The 24,739-nt window shown below is 64.2% G+C and carries 24 protein-coding genes; 9 read left to right on the top strand and 15 right to left on the bottom strand.

Annotation, left to right across the window (positions count from 1 at the left end; all coding sequences use genetic code 11):
• Positions 1–25: 25 nt before the first annotated feature.
• Entirely contained in the window at positions 26–625 is a 600-nt protein-coding gene (locus ACP7AR_RS13405; protein WP_426186626.1) for a TetR/AcrR family transcriptional regulator, read from the top strand.
• 25 nt (positions 626–650) lie between these two features.
• Here ACP7AR_RS13405 and ACP7AR_RS13400 read toward each other — a convergent pair whose 3' ends face one another.
• The 4 genes from ACP7AR_RS13400 to ACP7AR_RS13385 form a co-directional block, all read right to left on the bottom strand.
• Positions 651–1,703 (bottom strand): LLM class flavin-dependent oxidoreductase, encoded by a 1,053-nt coding sequence (locus tag ACP7AR_RS13400; protein ID WP_426186623.1) that lies wholly within the window; start codon positions 1,701–1,703, stop codon positions 651–653.
• 47 nt (positions 1,704–1,750) lie between these two features.
• Positions 1,751–2,626: an RNA polymerase sigma-70 factor gene (locus tag ACP7AR_RS13395; protein ID WP_426186620.1), complete on the bottom strand. Its 876-nt coding sequence runs from the start codon at positions 2,624–2,626 to the stop codon at positions 1,751–1,753.
• A 9-nt stretch (positions 2,627–2,635) separates the two neighbouring features.
• Positions 2,636–3,235 (bottom strand): carboxymuconolactone decarboxylase family protein, encoded by a 600-nt coding sequence (locus ACP7AR_RS13390; protein ID WP_426186617.1) that lies wholly within the window; start codon positions 3,233–3,235, stop codon positions 2,636–2,638.
• A gap of 115 nt (positions 3,236–3,350) precedes the next feature.
• A complete protein-coding gene (locus ACP7AR_RS13385) occupies positions 3,351–4,871 on the bottom strand; it encodes a class I SAM-dependent methyltransferase (RefSeq protein ID WP_426186614.1) in 1,521 nt (506 codons plus the stop codon).
• A 98-nt stretch (positions 4,872–4,969) separates the two neighbouring features.
• Between ACP7AR_RS13385 and ACP7AR_RS13380 the strand changes: the two genes are divergently transcribed.
• The 3 genes from ACP7AR_RS13380 (at position 4,970) to trxA (ending at position 8,569) form a co-directional block, all read left to right on the top strand.
• Entirely contained in the window at positions 4,970–7,063 is a 2,094-nt protein-coding gene (locus ACP7AR_RS13380; protein WP_426186611.1) for a DUF6049 family protein, read from the top strand.
• Between the two features lie 148 nt (positions 7,064–7,211).
• Positions 7,212–8,183: a thioredoxin-disulfide reductase gene (gene trxB / locus ACP7AR_RS13375; RefSeq protein ID WP_426186608.1), complete on the top strand. Its 972-nt coding sequence runs from the start codon at positions 7,212–7,214 to the stop codon at positions 8,181–8,183.
• Between the two features lie 62 nt (positions 8,184–8,245).
• A complete protein-coding gene (gene trxA, locus ACP7AR_RS13370) occupies positions 8,246–8,569 on the top strand; it encodes a thioredoxin (protein ID WP_033105602.1) in 324 nt (107 codons plus the stop codon).
• 61 nt (positions 8,570–8,630) lie between these two features.
• On the opposite strand, the gene ACP7AR_RS13365 is transcribed toward trxA, so the two are convergent.
• From ACP7AR_RS13365 to rpmH, 11 genes are all read right to left on the bottom strand, one after another.
• Positions 8,631–9,149, bottom strand: a complete 519-nt coding sequence (locus tag ACP7AR_RS13365; RefSeq protein WP_426186604.1) for a GrpB family protein — start codon at positions 9,147–9,149, stop codon at positions 8,631–8,633.
• Between the two features lie 5 nt (positions 9,150–9,154).
• The gene (locus ACP7AR_RS13360; protein WP_426186601.1) at positions 9,155–9,490 is read right to left on the bottom strand and encodes a tryptophan synthase subunit alpha; all 336 of its coding nucleotides are present in this window, start codon (positions 9,488–9,490) and stop codon (positions 9,155–9,157) included.
• Between the two features lie 9 nt (positions 9,491–9,499).
• Positions 9,500–10,942: a sugar porter family MFS transporter gene (locus ACP7AR_RS13355; RefSeq protein ID WP_426186598.1), complete on the bottom strand. Its 1,443-nt coding sequence runs from the start codon at positions 10,940–10,942 to the stop codon at positions 9,500–9,502.
• Between the two features lie 68 nt (positions 10,943–11,010).
• Positions 11,011–11,988 carry a ParB/RepB/Spo0J family partition protein gene (locus ACP7AR_RS13350; RefSeq protein WP_426186595.1) on the bottom strand — a complete coding sequence of 326 codons (978 nt, stop codon included), beginning with the start codon at positions 11,986–11,988 and terminating at the stop codon, positions 11,011–11,013.
• On the bottom strand, positions 11,988–12,911 hold the full coding sequence (locus ACP7AR_RS13345; protein WP_426186592.1) for a ParA family protein: 924 nt from the start codon (positions 12,909–12,911) through the stop codon (positions 11,988–11,990). Before ACP7AR_RS13345 ends, ACP7AR_RS13350 begins: the two co-directional genes overlap by 1 nt.
• Positions 12,912–14,400: 1,489 nt before the next feature.
• Positions 14,401–15,027 carry a 16S rRNA (guanine(527)-N(7))-methyltransferase RsmG gene (gene rsmG, locus ACP7AR_RS13340; RefSeq protein WP_426186589.1) on the bottom strand — a complete coding sequence of 209 codons (627 nt, stop codon included), beginning with the start codon at positions 15,025–15,027 and terminating at the stop codon, positions 14,401–14,403.
• Positions 15,028–15,058: 31 nt separating this feature from the next.
• On the bottom strand, positions 15,059–15,565 hold the full coding sequence (locus ACP7AR_RS13335; protein ID WP_426186586.1) for a protein jag: 507 nt from the start codon (positions 15,563–15,565) through the stop codon (positions 15,059–15,061).
• The gene (gene yidC, locus ACP7AR_RS13330) at positions 15,562–16,632 is read right to left on the bottom strand and encodes a membrane protein insertase YidC (protein ID WP_426186583.1); all 1,071 of its coding nucleotides are present in this window, start codon (positions 16,630–16,632) and stop codon (positions 15,562–15,564) included. Before yidC ends, ACP7AR_RS13335 begins: the two co-directional genes overlap by 4 nt.
• A gap of 3 nt (positions 16,633–16,635) precedes the next feature.
• Positions 16,636–16,962: a membrane protein insertion efficiency factor YidD gene (gene yidD, locus ACP7AR_RS13325; RefSeq protein WP_426187753.1), complete on the bottom strand. Its 327-nt coding sequence runs from the start codon at positions 16,960–16,962 to the stop codon at positions 16,636–16,638.
• 20 nt (positions 16,963–16,982) lie between these two features.
• A complete protein-coding gene (gene rnpA / locus ACP7AR_RS13320) occupies positions 16,983–17,333 on the bottom strand; it encodes a ribonuclease P protein component (protein ID WP_426186580.1) in 351 nt (116 codons plus the stop codon).
• 5 nt (positions 17,334–17,338) lie between these two features.
• Positions 17,339–17,476, bottom strand: a complete 138-nt coding sequence (gene rpmH / locus ACP7AR_RS13315) for a 50S ribosomal protein L34 (RefSeq protein ID WP_033105593.1) — start codon at positions 17,474–17,476, stop codon at positions 17,339–17,341.
• A 321-nt stretch (positions 17,477–17,797) separates the two neighbouring features.
• Here rpmH and dnaA point away from each other — a divergent pair, with 321 nt between their 5' ends.
• The 5 genes from dnaA to gyrB all read left to right on the top strand — a co-directional run bounded on the left by dnaA (position 17,798) and on the right by gyrB (position 24,702).
• Complete coding sequence (gene dnaA, locus ACP7AR_RS13310; protein WP_426186576.1) at positions 17,798–19,189, top strand: chromosomal replication initiator protein DnaA; 1,392 nt, start codon at positions 17,798–17,800, stop codon at positions 19,187–19,189.
• 424 nt (positions 19,190–19,613) lie between these two features.
• Positions 19,614–20,756 (top strand): DNA polymerase III subunit beta, encoded by a 1,143-nt coding sequence (gene dnaN / locus ACP7AR_RS13305; RefSeq protein WP_426186573.1) that lies wholly within the window; start codon positions 19,614–19,616, stop codon positions 20,754–20,756.
• 64 nt (positions 20,757–20,820) lie between these two features.
• Positions 20,821–22,026, top strand: a complete 1,206-nt coding sequence (recF, locus tag ACP7AR_RS13300; RefSeq protein ID WP_426186570.1) for a DNA replication/repair protein RecF — start codon at positions 20,821–20,823, stop codon at positions 22,024–22,026.
• The gene (locus ACP7AR_RS13295) at positions 22,019–22,510 is read left to right on the top strand and encodes a DUF721 domain-containing protein (RefSeq protein WP_426186567.1); all 492 of its coding nucleotides are present in this window, start codon (positions 22,019–22,021) and stop codon (positions 22,508–22,510) included. The genes recF and ACP7AR_RS13295 overlap by 8 nt, the downstream gene beginning before the upstream one ends.
• A gap of 119 nt (positions 22,511–22,629) precedes the next feature.
• Positions 22,630–24,702 (top strand): DNA topoisomerase (ATP-hydrolyzing) subunit B, encoded by a 2,073-nt coding sequence (gene gyrB, locus ACP7AR_RS13290; RefSeq protein WP_426186564.1) that lies wholly within the window; start codon positions 22,630–22,632, stop codon positions 24,700–24,702.
• Positions 24,703–24,739: the final 37 nt, after the last annotated feature.

Here is a 24,739-nt window from a genome sequence, read left to right as displayed (position 1 = left end):
CTAGTATCGACGAAGGAGGAACGTGATGAGTACGCGGGATCGCATCATCGCTGCGGCGACGGCGATGATGCAGGAAGGCGCTACACGGTTGAGTGTGCGTGCGGTCGCGGCGCGTGCGGAGTGCGGTGCGAGCACACTGCGCCACCACTTCCCCACGCAACGCGATCTGGTCAACGCGGCCCTCACTGCCACGTACGACGCGGCCATGCCCGACGAGCGGATCCGGGACACCTCGATCCCACCGCGCGAGCGGCTGCGCGAATGCATCTGGCGACTGCTGGATCCCGTCGGTACGCCCGCCAAGGCTCGCGAGGTGTGGACCAACCTGCTCAGTGTGTTCGCAGGTGCCGAGGGTGACCCGAAGATCCGCGCCGGCTACCAGGTTCTCGTGGCCCAGGCCGAGCGCCGGGTCGGCGCCTGGCTCGCGATCCTCGAAGAGGAGGGTGTCCTGCCTCCAGGCGACAATGCCAGGCGGTCGGGCCTTCTGCTGACCATCGTCGACGGACTCTCGATCGCGCGCGCACTGCCACCCAGCGATACGAGTCTCGAGGATGAGGCCGCGACGATCGGATTCGCCGTCGACGCGGTCTTCGATGTCGCTTTCCCTGTGAAGCCGACGCCATAGGTGCTCGTTCCCGGCGTCAGGTGCCTCAGGTCGGGTCGCCCTGAACGGGGCCCTCTGTGTTCGGCTTCCACCCCAGCGCCGGTGCGACATGCGTCGCGAACGATTCCAGCACGTGCAGGTTGTAGTCCACGCCGAGCTGGTTGGGAATCGTGAGCATGAGCGTGTCGGCCGCCATGACGGCCTCATCTGCGCGGAGCTGCTCAATCAGCACATCGGGCTCTGCGGCGTAGGTCTTGCCGAACGTCGAGCGGAACCCGTCGATGATGCCGACCTGGTCGCCGTTCTCGGCACTGCGGAGGCCGAAGTAGGCCCGATCCATGTCGTTGACGAGCGGGAACACGCTGCGACTGACCGAGACGCGCGGCGTTCCGGTGTGTCCGGCCGCCTTGTATGCCGCGCGATACAGGTCGATCTGCTCCCGCTGCAGCTCGTGGAACTGCGCGCCGGTCGCCTCGGTGAGAAGCGTCGAACTCATCATGTTCAGCCCCATGCGGCCGGTCTGCTCTGCGGTCGCACGTGAGCCGGATCCCCACCAGATGTGATCGCGCAGGCTGTCCGAGCGCGGCTCGATGGCCAAGTACCGTCCCTCACCGACCTGCTGCGGGTCGCCCTGCACGACGCCGGCACCATCGATCGCCTCGAGGAACAGCTCGAACTTGTCGCGGGCGAGATCGGCGCCGCGAGGGTCTTCCGACCCGACGTAGCCGAACGCCTCGTAGCCGCGCAGCGCGGTCTCGGGTGAACCACGGCTCACTCCGAGGGCGATGCGGCCGCGGGCGATGAGATCGAGGGCCGCGGCCTCTTCGGCGAACTGCAACGGGTTCTCGTATCGCATGTCGATGACACCCGTGCCGACCTCGATGCGTTCGGTCTTCGCGGCCATCGCTGCCAGTAGCGGCATGGGAGACGCCGCCTGCCGGGCGAAGTGATGAACGCGCACGTATGCACCGTTGACGCCGAGCTGGTCAGCGCCGACCGCGAGGTCGATCGTCTGATGCAGCATGTCGCCCGCCGTGCGGGTGCCCGATCCCGGCACAGGTGCGTAGTGCCCGAACGAGAGGAATCCGAAAGCCTTCATGCTCCATGCAACCGAATGGATGCTGCGTCCATTCCCCCGCGCGCGCCCTAACGCACGAGTTCGGACAGCTCATCGAGCCGCTGGAGCTTGTGGGGATTGGCGATCGAGTAGATACGCGTGATGCGACCTCCGGCGATCGCGAAGCAGATCGCACCCGCCAAGGCGCCGTCGACCTCGCCACGGATGGCCGGCGCGCCGTTCACCCACGCAGGACGCGCCTCGAACGGGACGCCGAGCTTGGCAAGGCCGCCAAGCAGGTACCGCGCGATCTTCTCTGCACCCACGATCGGCCGTCGAGCGGCACCGCGCACGAATCCACCACCGTCGGCAACCGACACCACGTCGGGCGCAAGGACGTCCATCAGCCCCTGGATGTCACCCGAGTTCACCGCCACGACGAACCGCGCGACGACCTCCTCCTGTTCGGCCCGGCGAACGTCGACCCGCGGACGTCTCGCTGCCACGTGCTCTTTTGCACGGTGCGCGATCTGCCGTACCGCCGCCGAAGTCTTGTCGACCGCCTCGGCGATCTCGTCGTATGGAACGTCGAACACCTCGCGCAGCACGAACACTGCCCGCTCGGTCGGCCCGAGCGTCTCCAGCACCGTCAACATGGCGATCGACACGCTTTCGGCGAATTCGACATCGTCAGCGACATCCGGACCGGTCAGCAACGGTTCGGGCAACCACTCGCCCACATACTTCTCGCGCAGACGAGACCGTGCCCTCAGGTGGTTCAGCGCCTGCCTGGTCACGATCCGCACGAGGTACGCGCGCTGATCACGCACGTCTGCGTGATTCACGTTGCGCCATCGCAGCCAAGAATCCTGCAGCACGTCCTCCGCATCTGCTGCCGATCCCAGCATCTCGTAGGCAACGGTGAAAAGCAGGTTGCGGTGGACAAGGAATGGCTCGCCGCTCATGACGAAAGCCTAAGCATCCGGGGCAGCGTTCGCGATCGGCACCTTCGACGCGAGTGCCGGCAGATCACAGGAGTCCGCGTAGCCTTCGGAGTGGATCCCGAGGGCGATGTTCATGCGGGAGCTCATGTTCATGAAGGCCACTTTCGCCGTGAGCTCGATGAGTGCTGCGGGACCCAGCTGCTCGAGGAGCGCCGCCGACTGCTCATCGGTGACGGCGGGAGGCGTCTGGCTCATCGCCTCGGCGTACGCCATGACGTCACGTTCGAGGGATGTGAAAACGGATGCCGCGCGCCAGTTCGGCACTTCGCGGGCCTTCACCTCATCGAGGCCCTCGTTGTGCGCCTTGTAGTAGTTGTAATCGAGGCACCAGCTACAGCCGATGTTCGCTGCCACGGCCATGACCGCGAGACTGGCGAGATTCTGATCGAGCGTGTCGAGCGCATCGATCTTGCGGCCGATGCCCATGGACGCCCGCATCAGTGTCGGGTGGTGTGCGAGCACCCCCATCGATTCAGGCACACGGCCGAGCATGCGGCGCGCGGCGAGCTTCACCAACGAGCCGAACATGCCGGTGAGTTCGGTCGGCGGGATACGGGTCTGGGTGGTCATGACGTCCTCCTGGATCTTCGACGGTCCGGGAACGGTTCCCCGAGCATCCCGTCGACATGAAGACACCGCCCAGGCGGCTGCTGTGACATCTGGGATGCCTCAGCCAGGCTGCAGATCAGCCCGCGACCAGGAACCCGTCCAACACGAGCCGACGGATACGAGGCTCGAGATCGTTCCAGAGGTCGACGAGCGGCACGTCGAAGAGGTCGGCGAGCGCCGCAACGATTTGGGTGACACTGAGTTCGCCGTCGCACGCGCCGACGAATCCGGCGAGCGCAGAATCCACCGAAACGGTGCGACCAAAGCCCCCGCCCTGACGCAGTTCGATCACGCTCGGGTCGTCATCTCCTGGCATGAAGTGCCGGGCCTCGGTCACATCCGCTGCGGTGATGAGCGTGTGCGGGATGCCGTCCGCCAATGAGTCGTGCGCGTCGAGCCCGTCGCGCAGCGCACGCCCCGGTGCGGAAAGCGGCTGCGATACGGTCTCGACGCGTCGCAGGCGGGCGGGCTCAGGATCGGCCGGGCGACGCAGCAGCACGTATCCGAAGCCGATCGCCGTGACGTCGCGCTCCGCGAAGTCGTCGAGCCAGGCCTCCAGCATCCTGCCGAAGGCGTCTTCCCTCGGGGTGGTGCCGCCGTCTCGGATCCACAGCTCGGCGTAGCCGAGGGGGGTGAGCTCTTCGCGCTGGATCACCCAGGCGTCGAGCGACGGGTCGATCCAGGACTCGAGGCGTTCGAGACCCGTGGCGGTGGGGCGCGACTCCCAGTTGCCGAGCAGCTGTGCGATGCCACCGGGGGTGAGGTGCGCGGACACATCCTGCACGAACTGCTCCACCAGTGCGTCACCGATCAGCCCGCCGTCGCGGTATTCGTACGCGGTCACGCCGTCGACGCGCGGAGTGATGACGAACGGCGGGTTGGAGACGATCAGATCGAACGCCTCATCCGCCACCGGCTCGAACATGCTGCCCTGACGGAATGACACGTTGCTCACGCCGTTCAGACGCGCGTTGAGCTCCGCGAACGCCAGCGCACGTGCCGAGATGTCCGTCGCGATGACCTCGCCGGCGTGACGAGCGACGAGGAGGGCCTGGATGCCGCATCCGGTGCCCAGGTCCAGCGCGCGAGCCACCGGCATCGGCACGATCAGCTCCGCGAGTGTCCGCGAGGCTCCGCCGACACCGAGCACGTGGTCGGCGGGCAGCGCGCTACCGAGTGCGAGTTCGTCGAGGTCGCTGGCGATCCACCATTCGCCGATGCCGTCGGCATCGACGAACGACTGCGGGCGGATGAGCGCCGAAGGTGTGACGTCCTCTTCGTCGTCCGAGAGGCGCGCGAGGCCGAGACCGATCAGCCCCTCGAAACCGAGGCGGGGCAGCGCCTGATCGACCAGCGCGATCGGCTGCGGCATCCCGAGAGCGAAGAAGCGACCGAGGGTTGCGAGGGCGCCGACATCCCGTGCGATCGCACGCAAGAGAGGCTCGCGAACGCCGCGGCCCAGCGCGTCATCTGCTTCTTCACCCCATAGGCGTCGCAGTGGCTCAGAACGGAAGTCGGCAGCATCAAGATCCGCGGCCAGCGCGGCGGCGAGTGACGGATCTGGTGTGGGTGGAAGCGCGTCGGACACGGCCGTCACTCTACGCGCCTTCAGCCTTCCCCTACCCCACCCGCCTAGAATCACAGGGTCACAACTCACGGGCTGACCGCCGCGGTGCCCGAGGAAGACCAGAGACGTTGATCATCCCCCGATTCGGCCGTCGCACGCGCGCGAAGCGCGGTGCACGCGGTGCTGTCGTGTTCGCGCTCGCTGTTGCGCTCGTCTCCGCACCGTTCCTGTCACCCGTGACGCCGGCAACCGCGGCCGAAGACGCGGTTGAGGACGGCACGGTCGAGCTCTCATTCACGGCGGGCGTGCACGGCGTGTCACAGCCCGGTTCGCCTCTGCTGACCACGGTCACGATCGACAACGGCACCGACGAGGAGATCCCCGCCGATCAGATCAGCGTCGAATTGAACCGCACCGCGCTCGCAGACGGCGCCGCACTCACCGCATGGCTCGACACCGGAGAGACGCCTGGTCCCTTCACCCCGCTCGGCTCCGAGGAGACCGACGCTGTCCCCGCATCCGACACCTCGACGACACCGGTGCTGACCCCGGTCGGGCTGCTCGGCGCCTTGCCTGCCGGCGTCTACCCGATGCGCGTCAGCCTCGCTGCGGATGCCGGTCGCGATGCGACGCCGCCCACCGCCCAGAGCGTTCTCATCGTGCAGGGCGATACTGCTGCTGCACAGGTGACGGTCCTCGTACCGGTCACTGCGACCCCGGCTGACGACGGTCTGCTCACCGCGGAAGAGCTCACCGCGCTGACCGCGCCGGACGGCGCTCTCACCGCACAGCTCGATGGGGTCGCGGGTACCTCGGCGGCACTCGCCGTCGATCCTCTGATCCCCGCTGCCATCCGTGCGCTCGGCACCGCCGCGCCGACCAGCGCGCGTGATTGGCTGAACCGACTCGAGATGCTCCCCAACGATCGATTCGCGCTGCAGGCGGGCGACGCGGATGCGACGACGCAATCGCGCGCAGGTCTTCCCGAGCTCCTGACTCCTCTCCCGCTCGCCTCGTATCTGGATCCGACGAACTTCGTCGCCGACGAGACGCCGACACCGACTCCCGCCTCTTCGGCGTCACCCACGCCGACTCCGACGACGACAGATCCTGTTCTGCCGACCGACGCCGAGCTGATGTCGATCGAGCGGGCATCCCCCGACGTGCTGTGGCCGACCGCCGGGGTCGACACCGCTGATCTGGCGCGTTTCAACGAGTGGATGTCGGCGGACGCCACGACGATCATCCCTTCGACGTCGATCGCGGCATCCACCGGCGCTGTCGTCGACATCGACGGCAATCGTGGGCTCGTGATGGACGCGGCTGCTTCTGCCGCGTTCTCGAGTGCTGCCGCACAGACCGACGACGAGACTCGCGAGCAGCACATCGCCGAGGGAATCGCCCATCTCGCGCTCACGGGCCCCGCCCCTTCACTGCTGGTGGGACTCGACCGGAATGAAGCGCGCACGGCCGACGCTCTGCGGGAGACGATCCTGTCGGTGTCGTCGATCGCCGACACGACCGAGTTCAGCACGCTGCGCGCGACGAAGCCGCAGTCGGCGACCCTCCGCGTGTCGGATTCGGAAGCCGCCGCGGCATCCGACCGCGCCGCGCTCCTGAAGACGCTCCTCGCCGACGAGGCGCGTCTGACCGAGTTCGCGACGATCCTTGATGATCCGCTCGTGCTGCTCTCCCCCGAACGGCTCCGGATGCTGCGACTGCTCGGTGAACGTGATGCCGCGGCATACACCGACGAGGTGGCCACGCATCGCGTAGCCACCTCTGTCACGCTCGATGCCGTCGGCGTGCAGGAACCGAGCCCGATTCAGCTCTTCACGTCGGCCGCACCGATGCCTGTCTGGGTGCGTAACGACCTGCCATGGCCGGTGAATGTGCAGCTGACCGCTGACCCTTCTGACGCCCGGCTCGATGTGCAGCCGACGACTCCTGTCGTCGCACTTCCTGCCAGCAACACCCGCGTCAAGGTCCCGGTGGAGGCGCGTGTCGGCAGCGGTTCGCTCACCGTCGACTTCTCACTCAGCTCCCCGACGGGGGTGCAGATCGGCAAGGACCAGAGCGCGACGGTCACGGTGCGCGCCGAATGGGAGAGCATCGGCCTCGTCATCCTGGGCGGCATCATCGCCCTTCTGCTCGTTCTGGGCATCGTGCGCACCGTGGTGCGGCGACGCCGGAATCGCGCGGATGCGACGCCGTCTGCCTGATCTTTCGGCAGGGCTGCTGAGCAGAGTGATCCCGCGGCCGAGAGGCGTGCGCCGTTCAGGGAATGACTCGCAGTTACCATTGGTTGAAGCATGCGAAGCCAGCATCTTCACGATCATTCACAGCCGGCATTTCTAAGACGGGGAGCTCATGCGTCAGGTCATCATCATCGGTTCGGGTCCTGCCGGATTCACCGCTGCCATCTATGCGGCGCGCGCCAATCTGAAGCCACTTCTCATCGCGAGTTCCGTCGAGGTCGGCGGCGAGCTGATGAACACCACCGAGGTCGAGAACTACCCCGGTTTCCCTGAGGGCATCCAGGGTCCCGAGCTCATGGCCAAGTTCCAGGAACAGGCAGAGAAGTTCGGCACCGAGGTCGTCTACGACGACGTCACCTCGCTCGAGCTCGATGGCCCGGTCAAGAAGCTCACTCTCGGCAGCGGTACCACGCACGAGGCCGCGACGATCATCTACGCGACCGGTTCCGCATATCGCAAGCTCGGCATCGAGGGTGAAGAGCGCCTCTCCGGCTATGGCGTCTCCTGGTGCGCCACGTGCGACGGATTCTTCTTCCGCGAGAAGAACATCGCGGTCGTCGGAGGCGGCGACTCGGCGATGGAGGAGGCGACCTTCCTCACCCGCTTCGCGGACAAGGTCTACGTCATCCACCGCAAGGACACGCTGCGTGCGTCGAAGATCATGCAGGAGCGCGCCTTCGCTAACGAGAAGATCGAGTTCATCTGGAACACCGAGGTCGAGGAGATCACCGGTGGTGACAGTGTCAACGGTGTGAAGCTGCGCAACACGGTCGACGGAACGACCAGCGAGCTCGCACTCGACGGGCTGTTCGTCGCGATCGGCAACGACCCGCGCACCCACCTGGTGCACAACAAGCTCGAACTCACCCCCGAGGGCACGATCTGGGTCGATGGGCGCTCATCGCGCACCACGGTTCCCGGTGTCTTCGCCGCGGGCGACGTCATCGACCCGACGTACCGTCAGGCCATCACAGCCGCGGGCACAGGAACGATCGCCGCTCTCGACGCGGAGCACTACCTCGCGGATTTTGACGACGCCTCCGTGGAGTTCCCCGCGGCGGAGGCGGCAGCGATCATCGCCTGACGGGAACACATTCCGTTCAACCGCTGTTGTAGCGGGTGAACCTCAATCCAAGGAGAAATCTGATGACTGCCAAGGTAACGAGCCAGGCGACGTGGGATCAGGATGTACTGCAGGCCGAAGGCCCCGTTCTGGTGGACTTCTGGGCTGAATGGTGTGGACCGTGTCGCATGGTCGCTCCCGTGCTCGACCAGATCCAGTCGGAGAACCCCGACAAGATCACGATCGTCAAGCTCAACGTCGATGAGAACCCCGAACTGGCGATGAAGTACCAGATCACGTCGATCCCGGCGATGAAGGTCTTCCAGGGCGGCGAGGTCAAGACGACCATCATCGGCGCCAAGCCGAAGCCGGCACTCGAGAAGGATCTCGCTGCGTTCATCGGCTGATCACGCTTTTCTTGTGGCCCGTTCCTCCGTCCGGAGGGGCGGGCCATTCGCGTGCATCGACCTACTTGTCGTAGACCGCCACCGACGGCATCCCACGATCCAGACGCGCACGATCCACGATCTCCTGGACGATGGCCGTCTTGCCTGCGTTGTACGCCCCACGATTGTCCTGGGCGGCGACCTCTGCGGCGATCTTCGCCTGCTCGTAACGTCGCGCATCCGCGGGATGAGAGATCAGCCAGTCCCGGAGGATCCGCTGATTTACAGCATCCCACCCTTCGGCGGTGAAGAAGTGCGCGATGCGAGTGCGAACCCCCTCCTGTTCGAACACCATGACCGGGTGTGTACGCACACGGCTTCCGACCCGCCATCCTCCGCGTTCCAGCTGCGGACGATACCGCTCGAACTCGGACTCGTCAGCGACTCGGACCGCGACATCGATGATCGGCTTGGCACGCATGCCTGGCACCGCTGTGGAACCGATGTGCTCGATCACCCAAGCCGCGTCGCCGAGGTCTCGCAGCTCAGCAGCGATCAACGCGAACTGCTGCGGCCAACGCCGGTCATACGCGGCGAGCATGCGCGCTAGGAGATGTCAGCGACGGTCGTGTCCCACTTGCGGTGACGTGTCTCCACGCCGAGCAGGCGCCACACTGCCGGCGTCAACTCCGGGTACTCCAGCGCGATCTGGCGCATGACACGGTAGTTGCGTGTCGCATTGGGCCGTACGCCGTCATTAGCTGCGATGTTGTCGGCGCGCAGCAGGTAGACCACGAGTTCGTCCACGCTCGGAAGATCTTCCATGAAGTCCCACGGATCTTCGCCGCTCAGAAGACGTTCCTGGATGAGTACCGCCAGCTCGTCCGAGGCTTCTGCCCGCAGCACTTCGAGGCTGGCACGGCGCGGAACGGCTTCTGACATAGCTCAAGCCTACGCGCGCTTATGACCGCCCCGGCGCGGCAGGTTCACGACATCCGTCATCGTCTCGAGCTCTCTGCCCTTCGTTTCCGGCACCTGATAGAACACGAAGAAGAACGACACGATCGCGAAGAACGCGTAGAAGCCGTACGCGAACGTGAGTCCTATGTTGGCGAATGCAGGGAACGTCGTCGAGATGAAGAAGTTCGCGATCCACTGCGCCGCCGCGGCGACAGCGAGAGCACCGGCACGGATGCTGTTCGGGAACATCTCCCCCAGCAGCACCCAGACCAACGGACCCCAGGTCGCTCCGAAGAACACCACGAATCCGTTGGCGCAGATCAGGGCGATCAGCGACCATGGCTGCGGGAGCACGACGTTTCCGTCTTGCAGAGTACCGAACGAGAACGCCACGGCCATCATGCCGAGGGTCACGGCCATGCCGATCGATCCTGTGAGCAGCATCGGTCGACGCCCGACCTTGTCCACGAGCAGGATCGCCACGATCGTGACGACGATGTTCGTGACCGAGGTGAACACCGACGTCATCAGCGCCTGGGACTCGTCGAAACCGACCGAGAGCCACAGCGTCGTCGAGTAGTAGAAGATGACGTTGATACCGACGAACTGCTGGAAGACACTCAGCAGGATGCCGACCCACACGATCGGTTTCAACCCGAAGCGGTCGCCGCGAAGGTCGCTCAAGGATTCGCGCTTCTCGGCGTTGAGCGTCGAGCGGATCTCTTCGATCTTGACGTTCACGTCGGTCTCGCCGGAGAAGTCGAACAGCACCTGGGATGCCTTGTCGACCTGTCCGCGTGCCACCAGGAAGCGTGGAGATTCCGGCAAGCGCAACGCCATCAGGCCGTAGACGATGGCCGGAATCGCTTCGACCATGAACATCCACCGCCACGCCTCGATCCCGAACCACAGCACGTTGGCGGCGGATCCGGCGATGTTCGCCAGCAGAGCGTTGGAGAGCAGCGCGGTGAAGATACCGGTCACGATCGCGAGCTGCTGCAGTGATCCGAGCCGGCCACGTACCTTCGCCGGTGACACCTCGGCGATGTATGCCGGGGCGATCACGGATGCCGCCCCGACGCCGATGCCACCGATGACGCGCCAGATGATGAGGTCGATGACCCCGAAGGCGAGGCCTGACCCGATCGATGAGGCCAGGAACAGCACGGCCGCGATCACCATCACAGGAATACGGCCGAGCTTGTTCGCCAAGCTCCCTGCGAACCAGGCACCGACCGCGCAGCCCAGCAGGGCTGACGACACGGCGAAGCCCTGGAGACCCGGCCCGAGATCGAATGCTCCGGCCAGAGCATCCACTGCTCCGTTGATCACCGCGGTGTCGAAACCGAACAGGAATCCGCCGAGTGCGGCGGCGATGCTGATCCCTACGACCCTGGCGCTGAGCCGTCCGGCCGTACGCTTCTTCTCTGACATGTGCTCTCCCCCGTCTGTGCTCACTCTAGGAGTACGAGCCGCTCGGTTGCGAGGGCTCGATCATCTCTTCAGGATCCGTATCCTTCTTCACCCAGTTCGGAGAGGATACGGTTGAGGTCCTGGATCGATGCGAATTCGATCGCTACCTGGCCTTTTCTTGCACCGAGTGTGATCTTCACCCGCGTGTTCAGACGGTCGCCGAGCTTTCCGGAGACCTCGTCCAGGTACGCACGTCGCGCGCCCGGCTGCGGCTTCTGGGTCTTGTTCCCGGCCGACGGGCTCGACTTCGCCGCCTCTTCCGTCGCACGCACGGACAGGTCCTCGTTGATGACCTTGTCTGCGAGCTTCTGCATCGCTTCGGGGCTGTCGAGGGAGAGCAGGGCGCGAGCGTGGCCGGCGGAGAGAACACCGGCCGCGACTCGCTGCTGCACGGGCACGGGGAGCCGGAGCAGCCGGATCGTGTTGCTGATCTGCGGGCGGGAGCGTCCGATGCGCGTCGCAAGCTCTTCCTGGGTGATGCCGAAATCCTCCAGCAGCTGCTGGTAAGCGGAGGCCTCTTCGAGCGGGTTCAGCTCGGAACGGTGCAGGTTCTCGAGCAGAGCGTCGCGCAGGAGATTCTCGTCGGCGGTGTCACGGACGATCACCGGGATCGCGTCGAGCCCCGCCTCACGTGCAGCTCGGGTGCGGCGCTCCCCCATGATCAGTTCGTATTCGCCGTCGGCGTTCTTGCGCACGATGACCGGCTGCAGGACGCCGAACTCGCGGACGCTGTGGACGAGCTCGGCGAGGTCATCCTCGTCGAAGTGCGTGCGAGGCTGACGCGGGTTCGGAACGATCAGGTTCGGATCGATCTGGATCAGATGGATGCCGGGGACCTCGGCGAGTTCGGGGGCATCCGCGGGTGCGTCATCCGGGACGGTGATCGTCATATCGGCTGCCGGACGCAGCGATGCACCAGGGAAGAACACGTCGACCGGGCGTTCCGCCTGATCCGCGGTGGGGATGAGTGCGCCGATTCCTCGGCCCAATCCGGTGCGCTTGGCCATCAGTTCTCCTTGCTCTGCGTCTTTTGCGACGCGATTTCGACAGCGGCCTCGCGGTACGCGATCGCGCCGGCGGAGGATCCGTCGTAGGCGATCACCGTCTGGCCGAAACTCGGCGCCTCCGACACTCGAACCGACCGCGGGATGACCGTGTCCAGTACCTGTTCGGGGAAGTGATTGCGTACCTCATCCGCGACCTGCTGAGCGAGACGCGTGCGTCCGTCATACATCGTGAGCAGGATTGTCGAGAGATGAAGCTCGGGGTTGAGGTGCTTCTGAATCATCTGGATGCTGCCGAGCAGCTGGCTCAGCCCCTCGAGTGCGTAGTACTCGCACTGGATCGGGATGAAGACCTCGGATGCTGCGGTGAAGGCATTGATCGTCAGAAGTCCCAAGGAGGGCGGGCAGTCGATGATCACGAAGTCGACGGTGTTGTCGCTCAGGTACTGGCTGAGTGCGTTTCGTAGCCGGTGCTCGCGCGCCACCTGGGAGACGAGCTCGATCTCGGCGCCGGCCAGATGGATCGTACTCGGCGCACAGAAGAGATTCGGCGATTCGGGACTCTGCTGCACGATGTCGGCGAGCGGGACATCATCGATCAGAACGTCGTAGACGCTCGGGGTCTCCGCATTGTGCGGGACGCCGAGCGCGGTCGACGCGTTTCCCTGCGGATCCAGATCGATGACCAGCACTTTCGCGCCGAAACTGGCGAGTGCGGACGCGATGTTCACCGCGGTGGTCGTCTTACCGACGCCGCCCTTCTGGTTCGACACGGTGAGGACGCGCGTCTGCCCGTCGAACTGAACCGTCGTCGCCTCCAGTGCACGTCTGCGCGCGCTCAGATCAGCGATTTCGCGTGCCAGTGGAGTGTCTACCCCGAAAGTACTGTTCGGTGCTGCCTTTTCAGACTGTTTCACGTGAAACATCCGCTCCTTTCGGGACCGTGTTCCACTCTAATCGCTGCGGCCGACGTTGCGAACCGGAGCGCGCCCATGACGTCTCGCTCGCCGGGATACATGCTGCCGGCCCACTCGCAAGGCGGTAGTCCCCCGGCAAGCGAGACCTCTCCTGAGACCCCGGGTCGCTCGGAAGCAGGTTCTCACACTCGCGTCTTACTCGGAGCTCCATCCCTAACGCCCGACGACCGGCTGTGGCCACACCCTCCCCCGCCCATGTTTCACGTGAAACATGGGCTCCGCATCCCCGATGTTGTGGCAACCCGCAGAAGGAATGCCTCCACCGCGCGCGCGGCTGGCAGCGAAGGATCGCGCGCGGGGCACATTGCTCGACACACCCAAAGCGATGCACGCTCGACTCTGCGATACGGCAAGCGACCCGCGAAGTGATTGCGCCGGGACCTGCACTCGTGGGCCGGAGGGTGACGTGCCTCCCCTGACAGCCTGAGGTGGGCGACTTCCTTCAAGCAATCCCACCCGTCCGAGCCGTGTCACCCGAACGACTTCTTCTACCGTTCACGCGCGGCGCACACTTGAGATCCCCGACTTCGGGAGGAATCAGCAACGCTTCCTCTGCCCAGAATGCCGAACGGCGCTGCTGAGGCCGCGATCTCAGGTTCGCTTCGGCCACAGTTCCCTGAACACCCTCGACCGCTTATAGAGCAGATGCAGAAACCAACAATGTTTCACGTGAAACATGCCCTCGCCACAGCCTAAGAAGCAGTCGCGCACGTCGTCCCAATCATGGGTTCGTCTCGCTCATCCGGCACGACATGCGTCACGACTCGGATCAATTCATACACTCAGCGCCATTTCCGACCCGCCCCTGCCCCTCCCCTTCCGAATACCGGGTCTTGGGTCACGCTCATGTTTCACGTGAAACACTCCTCCGTCCCCGGGCTGTACACCGCCTCTGTCGAGATCGCGGGCGCAACCACGGAGTAGTAAGCGTCATGACGTCAGTTCGGGGTTGATTACGCAACGCACTGGCAGCAGCCCCGACATAAGTCCCAGCTCGCTCGTCGATAGCTCCGGCCCCAGATCTAGCGATGGCATGCGGCGTGATGTTTCACGTGAAACGTCATCCCAGCCATCCTCGCCCGCTGGCGGTGCGACGAATCACCCAACTATTAAAAAGGGTAGGGATGCCCAGCGAACGCGCATCGGGGTGCCCACGCAGCGGGCGGGTCCCAGCTCTGCAAGAGAGTCGGGATCCCGAAGTCCGCGCTACCTCCCGGACTGACGTTCAACCCGCGAGAACCTGTCGGCCTCGCGCACATGTTTCACGTGAAACATGTGCGCCCCACCCTCTGTTCATAAAGCAAGAACTCCACTCCCCTAACCACAAGTGCCGGAGGGGCGTTGAGTGAACAAGCTTCGGGGTGCCCGCTGGTGAGGCAGACTCCGGCGCTGCGCGAGGGCTGTCCCTTAAACCTGGTGGCAACTGTCGAACAGTGCGTCAGCCGCGAACAGTAGCTCGCACGACCCGCGTCGTCTCATCGAGCACGCCTTCGCCGAGAACTTCGACGCGCACGTCACTCAGCCGATGCTTCTTGATCTGCTTGGCAGCCGCATCGATCTCGGCTGGCGCATTCATCCCCTTGAGCAGGGCGAGCTCTCCCCCGTCTCGCAGCAGCGGCGCTGTGAAAGGGATGAGCGTGCGCAAGGCGCTGACGGCGCGAGCGGTGACGAAGTCGAACGTGCCCACCGCGCGTACATCCTCAGCACGTGAGCGGAGTACCTCGACATTCTCGAGACCGAGATCCGCAACCTGCTTGTTGAGCCAATTGACGCGGCGCTCCATGGGCTCGACCAGAGTCCAACTCACGTCGGGCCGGGCGATGGCGAGCACCAGGCCGGGAAGCCCAGCGCCGGATCCGATATCCGCAGCGGTCCCATGGAAGAGCGGTGCAGCGATCGCGCTGTTGAGAATATGGCGCGTCCACAGGCGGGGGAGCTCGAGTGGACCGATCAGGCCGCGCTCTTCCCCCTGCTCTGCGAGGGCGGTGGTAAACTTGCGCGCGATGTCGATGCGATCGCCGAACAAAGACTGCGCGGCGGCCGGCTCGATCTCGAGCGACGTCATGACGTTCCCCTGCGATGTTTCACGTGAAACATCAACGACGACGGATCACCGTGTGGCGATCAGCCCCGTCGCCGTACGACTCCGAAACCAGGTCACGGTCGGCGACGATGTCATGTACCAGTTTGCGCTCGTAGCTCGACATCGAAGGAAGCGACGCCTGTGAGGCACCTTCGTCGAGCTTCACGACCGCAGCATCCACGAGCGTTTCAAGCTGGCGGCGACGCGCGTCACGGGAGCCACCGACATCGAGGATCAGGCGCGAGAAAGCACCGGTCTTGCTCTGCACGGCGAGGCGGGTGATCTCCTGCAGCGCCTGCACCGTGTCGGGGTCAGCGAGAACGGAGATGTCCTGTCCCTCTGCGTCAACCGAGACGTAGGCCCGGCCCTGCCGCACGTCGAGGTTCAGATCGCCGTCGATGTCAGCGATATCAAGAAGTTCCTCGAGGAAGTCCGCTGCGACATCGCCCTCGTGCTCGAGCTGCTCGACAGTGGGCTCCGAGCGATCGGTGGTGCGCTCGACGACGTTCTCACCGGTCATGAGTTGGGGCCCTTCTTCTTGGCGCGCTTCTTTCCCACAGGCTGCTGGCGCTTCGGTGCGTTCTGCTTGGCCTTCTCGGCCTCATCCAGCAGACGCTGCTGCTCTGCCTCGTAAACGGACATCGGCACGACCTTGCCAGAGGAGTCGATCGCCTTGCCCTTACGTGCCAGGCGCTCCTCGCGAGCCTTGGCCGCTTCCGAACCAGGCGTCGGCATCTCACGGATGACGAGGAACTGCTGGGCCATGGTCCACAGGTTCGAGATGAACCAGTACACGACGACACCGAGCGGGAAGAAGATGCCCGAGAAGATGAACCCGAGCGGCAGCACGTAGAGCATGATCTTCTGCATCTGGTACGCCTGGCCGGTCTTGGCCTCGGGCGACAGGTTCTTCGAGATGATCTGCAGCTGGGTGAAGAACTGCGATCCGATCATGAGAACGACGAGGATGACGAGAAGCACGATTGCGACGGTGTTCTGCGCGTCGACGGCGTCACCGAGCGTCCCGTGCAGCGACACGTCACCGAAGATCGTGGCGTCATAGAACTGCTTTGTGAGCTCCGGGTTGAGTAGTCCGACGCCACCGAGACCCGCCTTGGCGTGCTTGGAAACGTCGTTGAGCACGCTGAACAACGCGAAGAAGATCGGCATCTGAACGATCAACGGCAGGCAGCTCGACATCGGGGATGTGCCGTGCTTCTTGTACAGCGCCATCGTCTCGCGGCTCATCGCCTCGCGAGAGAGCTGGTCCTTCTTGCCCTTGTACTTCTCCTGAACCTTCTTCATCTCAGGAGCGATTTCCATCATCTTGCGCTGGCTCTTGATTTGCCGCACGAACAGGGGAAATACTGACGCACGAACAACGATGACCAGGCCGACGATCGAGAGGATCCAGGTGATTCCTGATGCCTCCGGGAGCCCAACGGTGGTGAACAGCCAATGCCAGGCGACGAGGATGAGCTCAACAACCCACTTCAGCGGCCACAGAATGGTGCTCAGCAGGTCGAAGCCACCGCCACCGGCATCCGGTGTCGGTGTCGCAGAGGCGAGCAGAAGGTCAAGACCCACTGATCAGTCCTTTCGGGAAGGTACGACGAAACCTCGAGCAGTCAGGTCGTATCGGAAATGGTCGTGAGGGCGAACGTCGTCGACGCCGCCTTTGGTCCAGGGGTTGCAGCGAAGGATGCGCCATGCCGAGAGCACCGCTCCCTTCACTGCACCGTGCTGCTGCACCGCACCTACAGCGTAAGCCGAGCAGGATGGGTAATACGCGCACACGTCTCCATAGAGCGGCGAGATCACGGTTCGATACCCGGTCAGGAAACCCAGGACAAGGTTCCGCGGCAGGAGCGGGATGCTGCGAAGGAGGTCTCCACCGTGCAAGTGCCCCGACCCCATGGCGTAGGACGGAAGCGTGCTCATGTCGTCGCCCGCTCGCGATCCAGACGGGCGAGACACCTGGTCACATCGGCCGCGAGCTCAGCGAAGGTGGCAGTCGCAGAAGCAGGAAGGGCACGGATGACGACATCCGTGCCCTCGGGAACGTCTGTGATCGCCGACGCACAAACGGCTTTGAGCCGTCGACGCACGGTGTTGCGGATCACAGCGGTGCCCACCTGCTTGCTGATGATGAACCCGAACCTGGGCTCACGTGCTTCACCGGTCGTCAACATCGAGGTGACGACGCGGGCGCCCCCGCACCGAACACCGCGACGGACCACCGATCTGTAGTCGGTGCCTCGCGTCAGTCGGAACGGACGGGCGAGCACGAGGCTTACGCCGAGAGCTCGGTGCGGCCCTTCGCGCGGCGAGCCGAGAGGATGCCGCGGCCTGCGCGCGTGCGCATGCGGGCGCGGAAACCGTGCTTCTTGGCGCGGCGGCGGTTGTTGGGCTGGAACGTACGCTTGGTCATGGGATCACTCCGGGAACGCTGTCACCGGATGTGTACGACCGGAGACATAGGGAACTGCCCGATTTCGGACATAAGTCAACCGATTAAGGGTACGTCTTACCGGCGCAGAGGGCAAATCTCCACGCCACGACCGGTTCGAGCATCAACACTCCGCACAGCAATTATCCACAACCTCGACTCTCGCGGGCTGCGCAACACACCCGCGGTTTTCCACAGGCAGGTTGCCGTTCACAGCGCGGGTGACTACCGTGGCATCCGAAGTTATCCACAGGGGGAAAGGCCGTATCGGTCCACCTTCCGCGAACCATTGCCCGGAGCACCATGTCATCTCCTGCCCAGCCCGACGTTCCGATCTGGGCGCAGGTGGCGGATCTTCTCGATCACGACGACCGCGTCACCCCTCAGTTGCAGGGATTCCTGAGCCTCGTCGTACCCGCCGGCGTCATGGGCGCGACGCTGTATCTCGATGTGCCCAACGACCTCACTGCGGCACAGATCAACAAGCGTCTGCGGATGCCGATCATGGAGGCGCTCACCCACCTCGGCGAAGAGGTCACCTCGTTCCGGGTCGTGGTCAACCACGAGCTCGCCGAACAGCCGACTGCACCGATAGTGGTCAGCGACTTCACCCGAGCCGACGTCTCGCGTACCGAGTCTCCGATGGAACAGCAGACACCGCTGCGGCACGAATCACGTCTGAACCCCAAGTACACATTCGACAACTTCGTGATCGGCCAGTCGAACCGCTTCTCGCATGCGGCGGCCGTCGCCGTCGCCGAGGCTCCGGCCAAGGCGTACAACCCGTTGTTCATCTACGGTGACTCCGGACTCGGCAAGACGCACCTCCTTCACGCCATCGGCGACTACGCGCAGTCCCTGTACACCGGGGTGAAGGTTCGCTATGTCTCCAGCGAGGAGTTCACGAACGACTTCATCAACTCCATCGCCAACAACAGGGGCTCCGCGTTCCAAGCGCGCTACCGCGACGTCGACATCCTCCTCATCGACGACATCCAGTTCCTGCAGGGACGAGCGGAGACGCAGGAGGCGTTCTTCCACACCTTCAACACTCTGCACGATCACAACAAGCAGGTCGTGATCACGAGCGACGTCGCGCCGAAGCATCTCACCGGCTTCGAGGATCGGATGCGCAGCCGCTTCGAGTGGGGTCTGATCACAGACGTCCAGGCACCGGACCTCGAGACTCGAATCGCCATTCTTCGCAAGAAGGCGCAGAGCGAGGCGTTGCACATCCCCGACGAGGTGCTCGAATACATCGCCACCGTCGTCTCATCCAACATCCGCGAACTCGAGGGCGCGCTCATCCGTGTCTCGGCCTTCGCGAGTCTGAACCGATCCTCCCTCGACATCTCCCTCGCCCAGACGGTGCTGCGCGACATCATCGACACGGCCGAGGACAACATCATCTCGCCGACCGACATCATCACGGCGACCGCACAGTACTTCAAGCTCACCGTCGACGATCTGTACGGGTCGAGCCGGTCGCAGCAGATCGCGACCTCCCGTCAGATCGCCATGTACCTGTGCCGGGAGCGCACCAACCTGTCGCTGCCCAAGATCGGTCAGCTGTTCGGCAACCGCGATCACACGACGGTGATGTACGCGTACAAGAAGATCAGCGAGCTCATGAAGGAGCGTCGCTCGATCTACAACCAGGTCACCGAGATCACCACTCAGCTCGGTCGACGCTGACAAACCGGTCGCATTCGTCGAGTTGACAGTGCCGGTGAGCATCCGATAAATGCCGGTTTGCACATGTGGATAACTTGTGGATGAATGCATGCCGAGTTCGGGACGAATGTGTGCCGATCGCGGCATCCTGTGGATAACTCCGGATCACGCCGGTGATGAGACCACCCCGTATTGGTGCGGATTCCTCAGGGATTCCACATCTCACACGTGTGTAGTTCCCTACTCGCGATTGATATCCACCGACTTATCCACAGTTTCCACAGCGGTTAACACTGTTAAGGAGTTAACCCTTTGAGAGAGCGATCCGATCACCTCGAAGGTGTGAGAACCCGTCGTATGGCGCAGCGCGGCTGTGGGGATACGATGGGAACCCCTGACGTGGGTCCACGCCATCAGGTCATGTAATTACGACGAGGGAGCGCCCGTGAGGTTCCAGGTCAACCGCGATGTCTTCAGCGAAGCTGTGTCCTTCGTCGTCAAGCTCCTGCCCCAGCGAAACCCGCAGCCGATCCTCGCCGGAGTCCTGATCGAAGCAGGAGAGCAGGGACTCACGCTCTCGGCCTTCGACTACGAAGCGTCAGCGCGGACGACGATCGAAGCCACGATCGACACCCCCGGCACGATCCTCGTGCACGGACGACTGCTCTCCGACATCGCCAGCAGGCTCCCGAACGCTCCGATCGAGATCGCCGTCGAAGAAGACGGCGGCATCGCGGTCACCTGTGGGTCCGCGCGATTCACGCTCGCAGCCATGCCGGTCGAGGAATATCCCTCCATCCCCGAGGTGTCCGGTTCATCGGGCGTCGTGCCTGCTGATGATTTCGGCACGGCGATCGCGCAGGTCGGTTTCGCAGCATCTCGCGACGACGTCACCCCTGTGCTCACGGGTGTGCAGCTCGAGGTATCCGGCCACAGCCTGAGCCTTGTCGCCACCGACCGCTATCGCGTATCGCTTCGCGACGTGCCGTGGGATGGCGATGCCCCGGAGCAGACAGCGCTCGTACCAGCGCGAACGCTGACCGAGGTCGGAAAGACGTTCGGCCACGCCGGGACGATCGAAGTCGCGTTCTCGGGTCAGGGCGATCGCGAGATCATCGCGTTCACCGCCGGCAACAAGACCGTCACTTCTCTCCTGATCAAGGGCAATTTCCCGCCCGTGCGACGCCTGTTCCCGGAGCAGACGGAACACTACGCGGTCGTCAACACCGCCGATCTGATCGAGGCCGTCCGTCGCGTGGCGCTGGTGCTGGATCGTGCCGCTCCGCTGCGGTTCACATTCACCTCCGACAGCGTGACGATGGACGCATCCGGCAGCGAGCACGCTCGGGCTTCCGAGTCGGTCGACGCGCACCTATCGGGCGGCGACGACGTCACCCTCGGACTGAACCCGCAGTACCTGACCGAGGCACTCAGTGCGGTCAAGAGCGAGTTCGTGCGCGTGACCTTCACCTCGAGTGACAACGCCAACAAGCTCAGCCCGGTGCTCATCACCAGCCAGACCTCGGTCGACCAGGCAGGCAACGACTCGTTCAAGTACCTCCTCCAGCCGAACCTCCTGCTTCGCTGACCCTTCGACAGGCTCAGCGACCGACATCCGGCGCCGTGTCAGAGCCCGAAGATAGGGTGAACCCGTGATCGTGGAGCATCTGAGTCTGGTGGATTTCCGCAATTACGCGACCGCCGAACTCGCCCTGCTCTCGGGACCGAACGTGCTGGTCGGGCGGAACGGTCAGGGCAAGACGAATCTCGCAGAAGCGGTGGTCTTCCTCGCGACTCTCGGTTCGCACCGGGTGTCGTCGGATGCTCCGATGGTCCGAGACGGTCAGGAATACGCCGTGATCCGAGCGCGACTCTCGGTCGGCGAGCGCAAGGTGCTCGCCGAGGTGCAGATCAACAGACAGGGTTCGAACAAAGCGCGCATAAACGGGTCGCCGTCGAAGACGAACGAGCTTCCCCGATACGCGCATGTGGTGCTGTTCGCACCCGAAGACCTGCAGATCGTCCGCGGTGATCCCTCGTCGCGGCGGCGTTTCGCGGATCAACTGCTCATCCAGCGCACTCCGCGCATGGCCGGCGTCCTCGGCGACTATGACCGTGTGCTCAAGCAGCGCACGGCGCTGCTGAAGTCTGCTCGTGCCCGTGGCATCCGCGGCGATGCACTTGCGACCCTCGACGTGTGGAATGACAAACTCGTCGCGCTCGGATCCGAGATCATCGACGCGCGCCTGCGCCTTGCGACTGATCTGCAGCAGCCGCTGGCCGCTGCGTACACGGCGATCGCCGGCGAAGATCACACCCCGGAGATCGAGTGGGCGCTGTCGGTGCGTGGCGGTGATCCGGAAGAAGGCGAAGAAGGATCCTCGGACTCACGCGGCGAGATCGCGGAGATGTTCCGGGTGGCATTGGAGGCGAAGCGCACCCAAGAACTCGATAGAGGACTCACGCTCGTCGGTCCGCACCGCGACGATCTGCTGCTGCGCGTGCGCGGTCTGCCGGTCAAGGGCTATGCCTCGCACGGCGAATCGTGGTCGGTCGCACTCGCACTCCGGCTCGCATCCGCCGAACTGCTGCGAGCGGAATCCCCCGCCGGTGACCCCGTCCTGATCCTGGATGACGTCTTCGCCGAGCTCGACGCCGACCGCCGGCAGCGCCTGGCCGGCCTCACGGTCGGGTATGAACAGGTGGTGGTGACCGCCGCCGTCGAGGAGGATATCCCAGAGGAGCTGCATCGTCATGTGGTCCGCATCGACGCGGGCACGATCACAGATGACCGCACGATTCTCGATGACGATAACGACGGCGCCGAAGAAAGTGCAGAGGAGGAAGCAGATGAGTGACGCGGCATCCGACACCCCAGAGACCGTCGCGACCTACCTGCGCCTTCGCGGACTGAAGCCGAGCTCATCGTCCTGGAAGCGCAAGCGGCGCATCCGCGACGACGATGACAACGCCCCGTTCACACCCGGACGCGACCCCGGCGCCCTCGGTGCGGTGCTCGACAAGCTCAGCCGGGAGTCGGGCTGGGAGATCACCCTGGCCCGTGAGGATCTCGTTCGCCAGTGGGATGATCTCGCCGGTTCTGACACGGCGAAGCACTCCGAACCGGTCTCGCTGGAGAACGGGATGCTGACGGTCAAATGCGATTCGACGGCCTGGGCGAAGAACCTGCAGTTCATGCGCGCGACCATCCTCACAGAGATCGGCAGACGCTACCCGCAGGCGGGTGTGAACAACCTCCGTTTCATCGGGCCGGACGTTCCCTCTTGGAAATGGGGCCCGAGAGCCGTCCCAGGGCGCGGTCCACGCGATACCTACGGGTAGGGCATCAATGAAGCCCCCTCGATCGATTTCAGGGCCACACACGGCCGTATAGCCACATCTTCGGGTCCCAGACACGCTAGACTGGGGATTCGAGATATCGATGTGGAGAATCACCTCTGATGACGCCTGAAACCCCTGCTGACGAGCCTGAATCGACAACCGGGGGTACCCCCGAAGCCGAGCGCACCACAGCCCCCAAGCAGAAGCAGCAGGGCGAGTACGGAGCCAATGAGATCCAGGTCCTCGAGGGTCTCGAGGCCGTGCGCAAGCGCCCCGGCATGTACATCGGCTCGACCGGACCGCGCGGCCTGCACCACCTGGTGCAGGAGATCGTCGACAATTCCGTCGATGAAGCCATGGCCGGTCACGCCGACACGATCCTTGTGACGCTGCTGGCAGACGGAGGCGTGCGGGTCGTCGACAACGGCCGCGGCATCCCCGTTGATCCGCACTCTTCGGATCCGAGCAAGTCCAGTGTCGAGGTCGTGCTGACGATCCTCCACGCCGGTGGGAAGTTCGGCGGCGGAGGGTATGCGGTTTCGGGTGGTCTGCACGGCGTCGGCTCTTCGGTCGTGAACGCGCTCTCCACGCGCTTCGACGTCGAGATCAAACGTCAGGGCCGCGTGTGGAACCACAGCTTCTCCAACGGCGGCGTGCCCCAGGAGCAAGGACTCATCGAAGGGGCCGAGACGGAAGAGACCGGCACCAACATCGCATTCTGGCCGGATGCCGAGATCTTCACCGAAGGCGTCGAGTTCGATTACGAGACCCTGCGCACGCGGTTCCAGCAGATGGCGTTCCTTAACAAGGGACTGCGCATCGAGTTGCGCGACGAACGAGAGGGATCGGCCTACGAGGTCGAAGAAGAGGGCACCACTGTCACCAAGCAGCGCGGTGACGTCTTCCTCTACGAGCGCGGCCTCGTCGACTACGTCGAGTACCTGAACAGGGTGCGTCATGCGGAGGTCGTCAACGACGAGATCATCGATTTTGAGGCGGAGGACACTGAGCGCAAGATCTCTCTCGAGGTCGCGATGCAGTGGACGACCGGCTACACGGAGAACGTCTTCACCTACGCCAACACGATCAACACCCACGAGGGTGGCACGCACGAAGAGGGATTCCGTGCCGCGCTGACGACGCTGGTCAACAAGTACGCCCGTGCGAACAACCTGCTCAAGGAGAAGGACGACAACCTCTCCGGCGATGATGTGCGCGAAGGGCTGACGGCCGTCATCTCGATCAAACTCGGTGAGCCGCAGTTCGAAGGACAGACCAAGACCAAGCTCGGCAACACCGAGGCGAAGGCGTTCGTTCAGAAGGTCGTCGGTGACCAGCTCGGTGATTGGCTGGAACGCAACCCGACTCAAGCGAAGAACGTGATTCGCAAGTCGATCGACGCGGCGACCGCGCGCATGGCCGCCAGGAAGGCGCGCGAGACTGCTCGCCGTAAGAGCGTCTTCGAATCGGCCGCGATGCCGGACAAGCTCAAGGACTGCACGAGCAAGGATCCGTCCATCAGTGAGATCTTCCTCGTCGAGGGTGATTCCGCAGGCGGGTCGGCAGTGCAGGGTCGCGACCCGCACACGCAGGCGATCCTCGCCCTTCGCGGCAAGATCCTCAACGTCGAGCGCGCCCGTCTCGACAAGGCGCTGGGCAACCGCGAGGTCCAGGCGATGATCCAGGCCTTCGGGACAGGCATCGGCGAGGACTTCGACATCGAGAAGGCGCGCTATCACAAGATCGTGCTCATGGCGGATGCCGACGTCGACGGTCAGCACATCACGACGCTTCTGCTGACCCTGCTGTTCCGGTACATGCGCGGACTCATCGAGGCCGGATTCGTGTACCTCGCGATGCCGCCGCTCTACCGCCTGAAGTGGTCGAACCAGCCGCACGAGTACGTGTACTCGGATGCCGAGCGCGATGCCCTGCTCAAGCACGGACTCGCCAACGGCAAGCGCATCCCGAAGGACAACGGAGTGCAGCGGTACAAGGGTCTCGGCGAGATGAACGCCAAGGAACTGTGGGAGACCACGATGGATCACACCACCAGGACCCTCCGCCAGGTGACCATCGAAGACGCCGCATCCGCGGATGAGATCTTCAGCGTGCTGATGGGCGAGGACGTCGAATCCCGCCGCGGCTTTATCCAGCGCAACGCGAAGGATGTCCGCTTCCTGGACATCTGATCCGCGGGAATTCTGAGCGACGACCGGAACTGAAAGA

Origin of the sequence: Microbacterium sp. TWP3-1-2b2 (genome assembly GCF_049896145.1) — a bacterium.
Classification (GTDB): Bacteria; Actinomycetota; Actinomycetes; order Actinomycetales; family Microbacteriaceae; genus Microbacterium.
The sequence above is the reverse complement of the archived record's forward strand: the minus strand, read 5'-3'. Positions and strand labels throughout refer to the sequence as shown.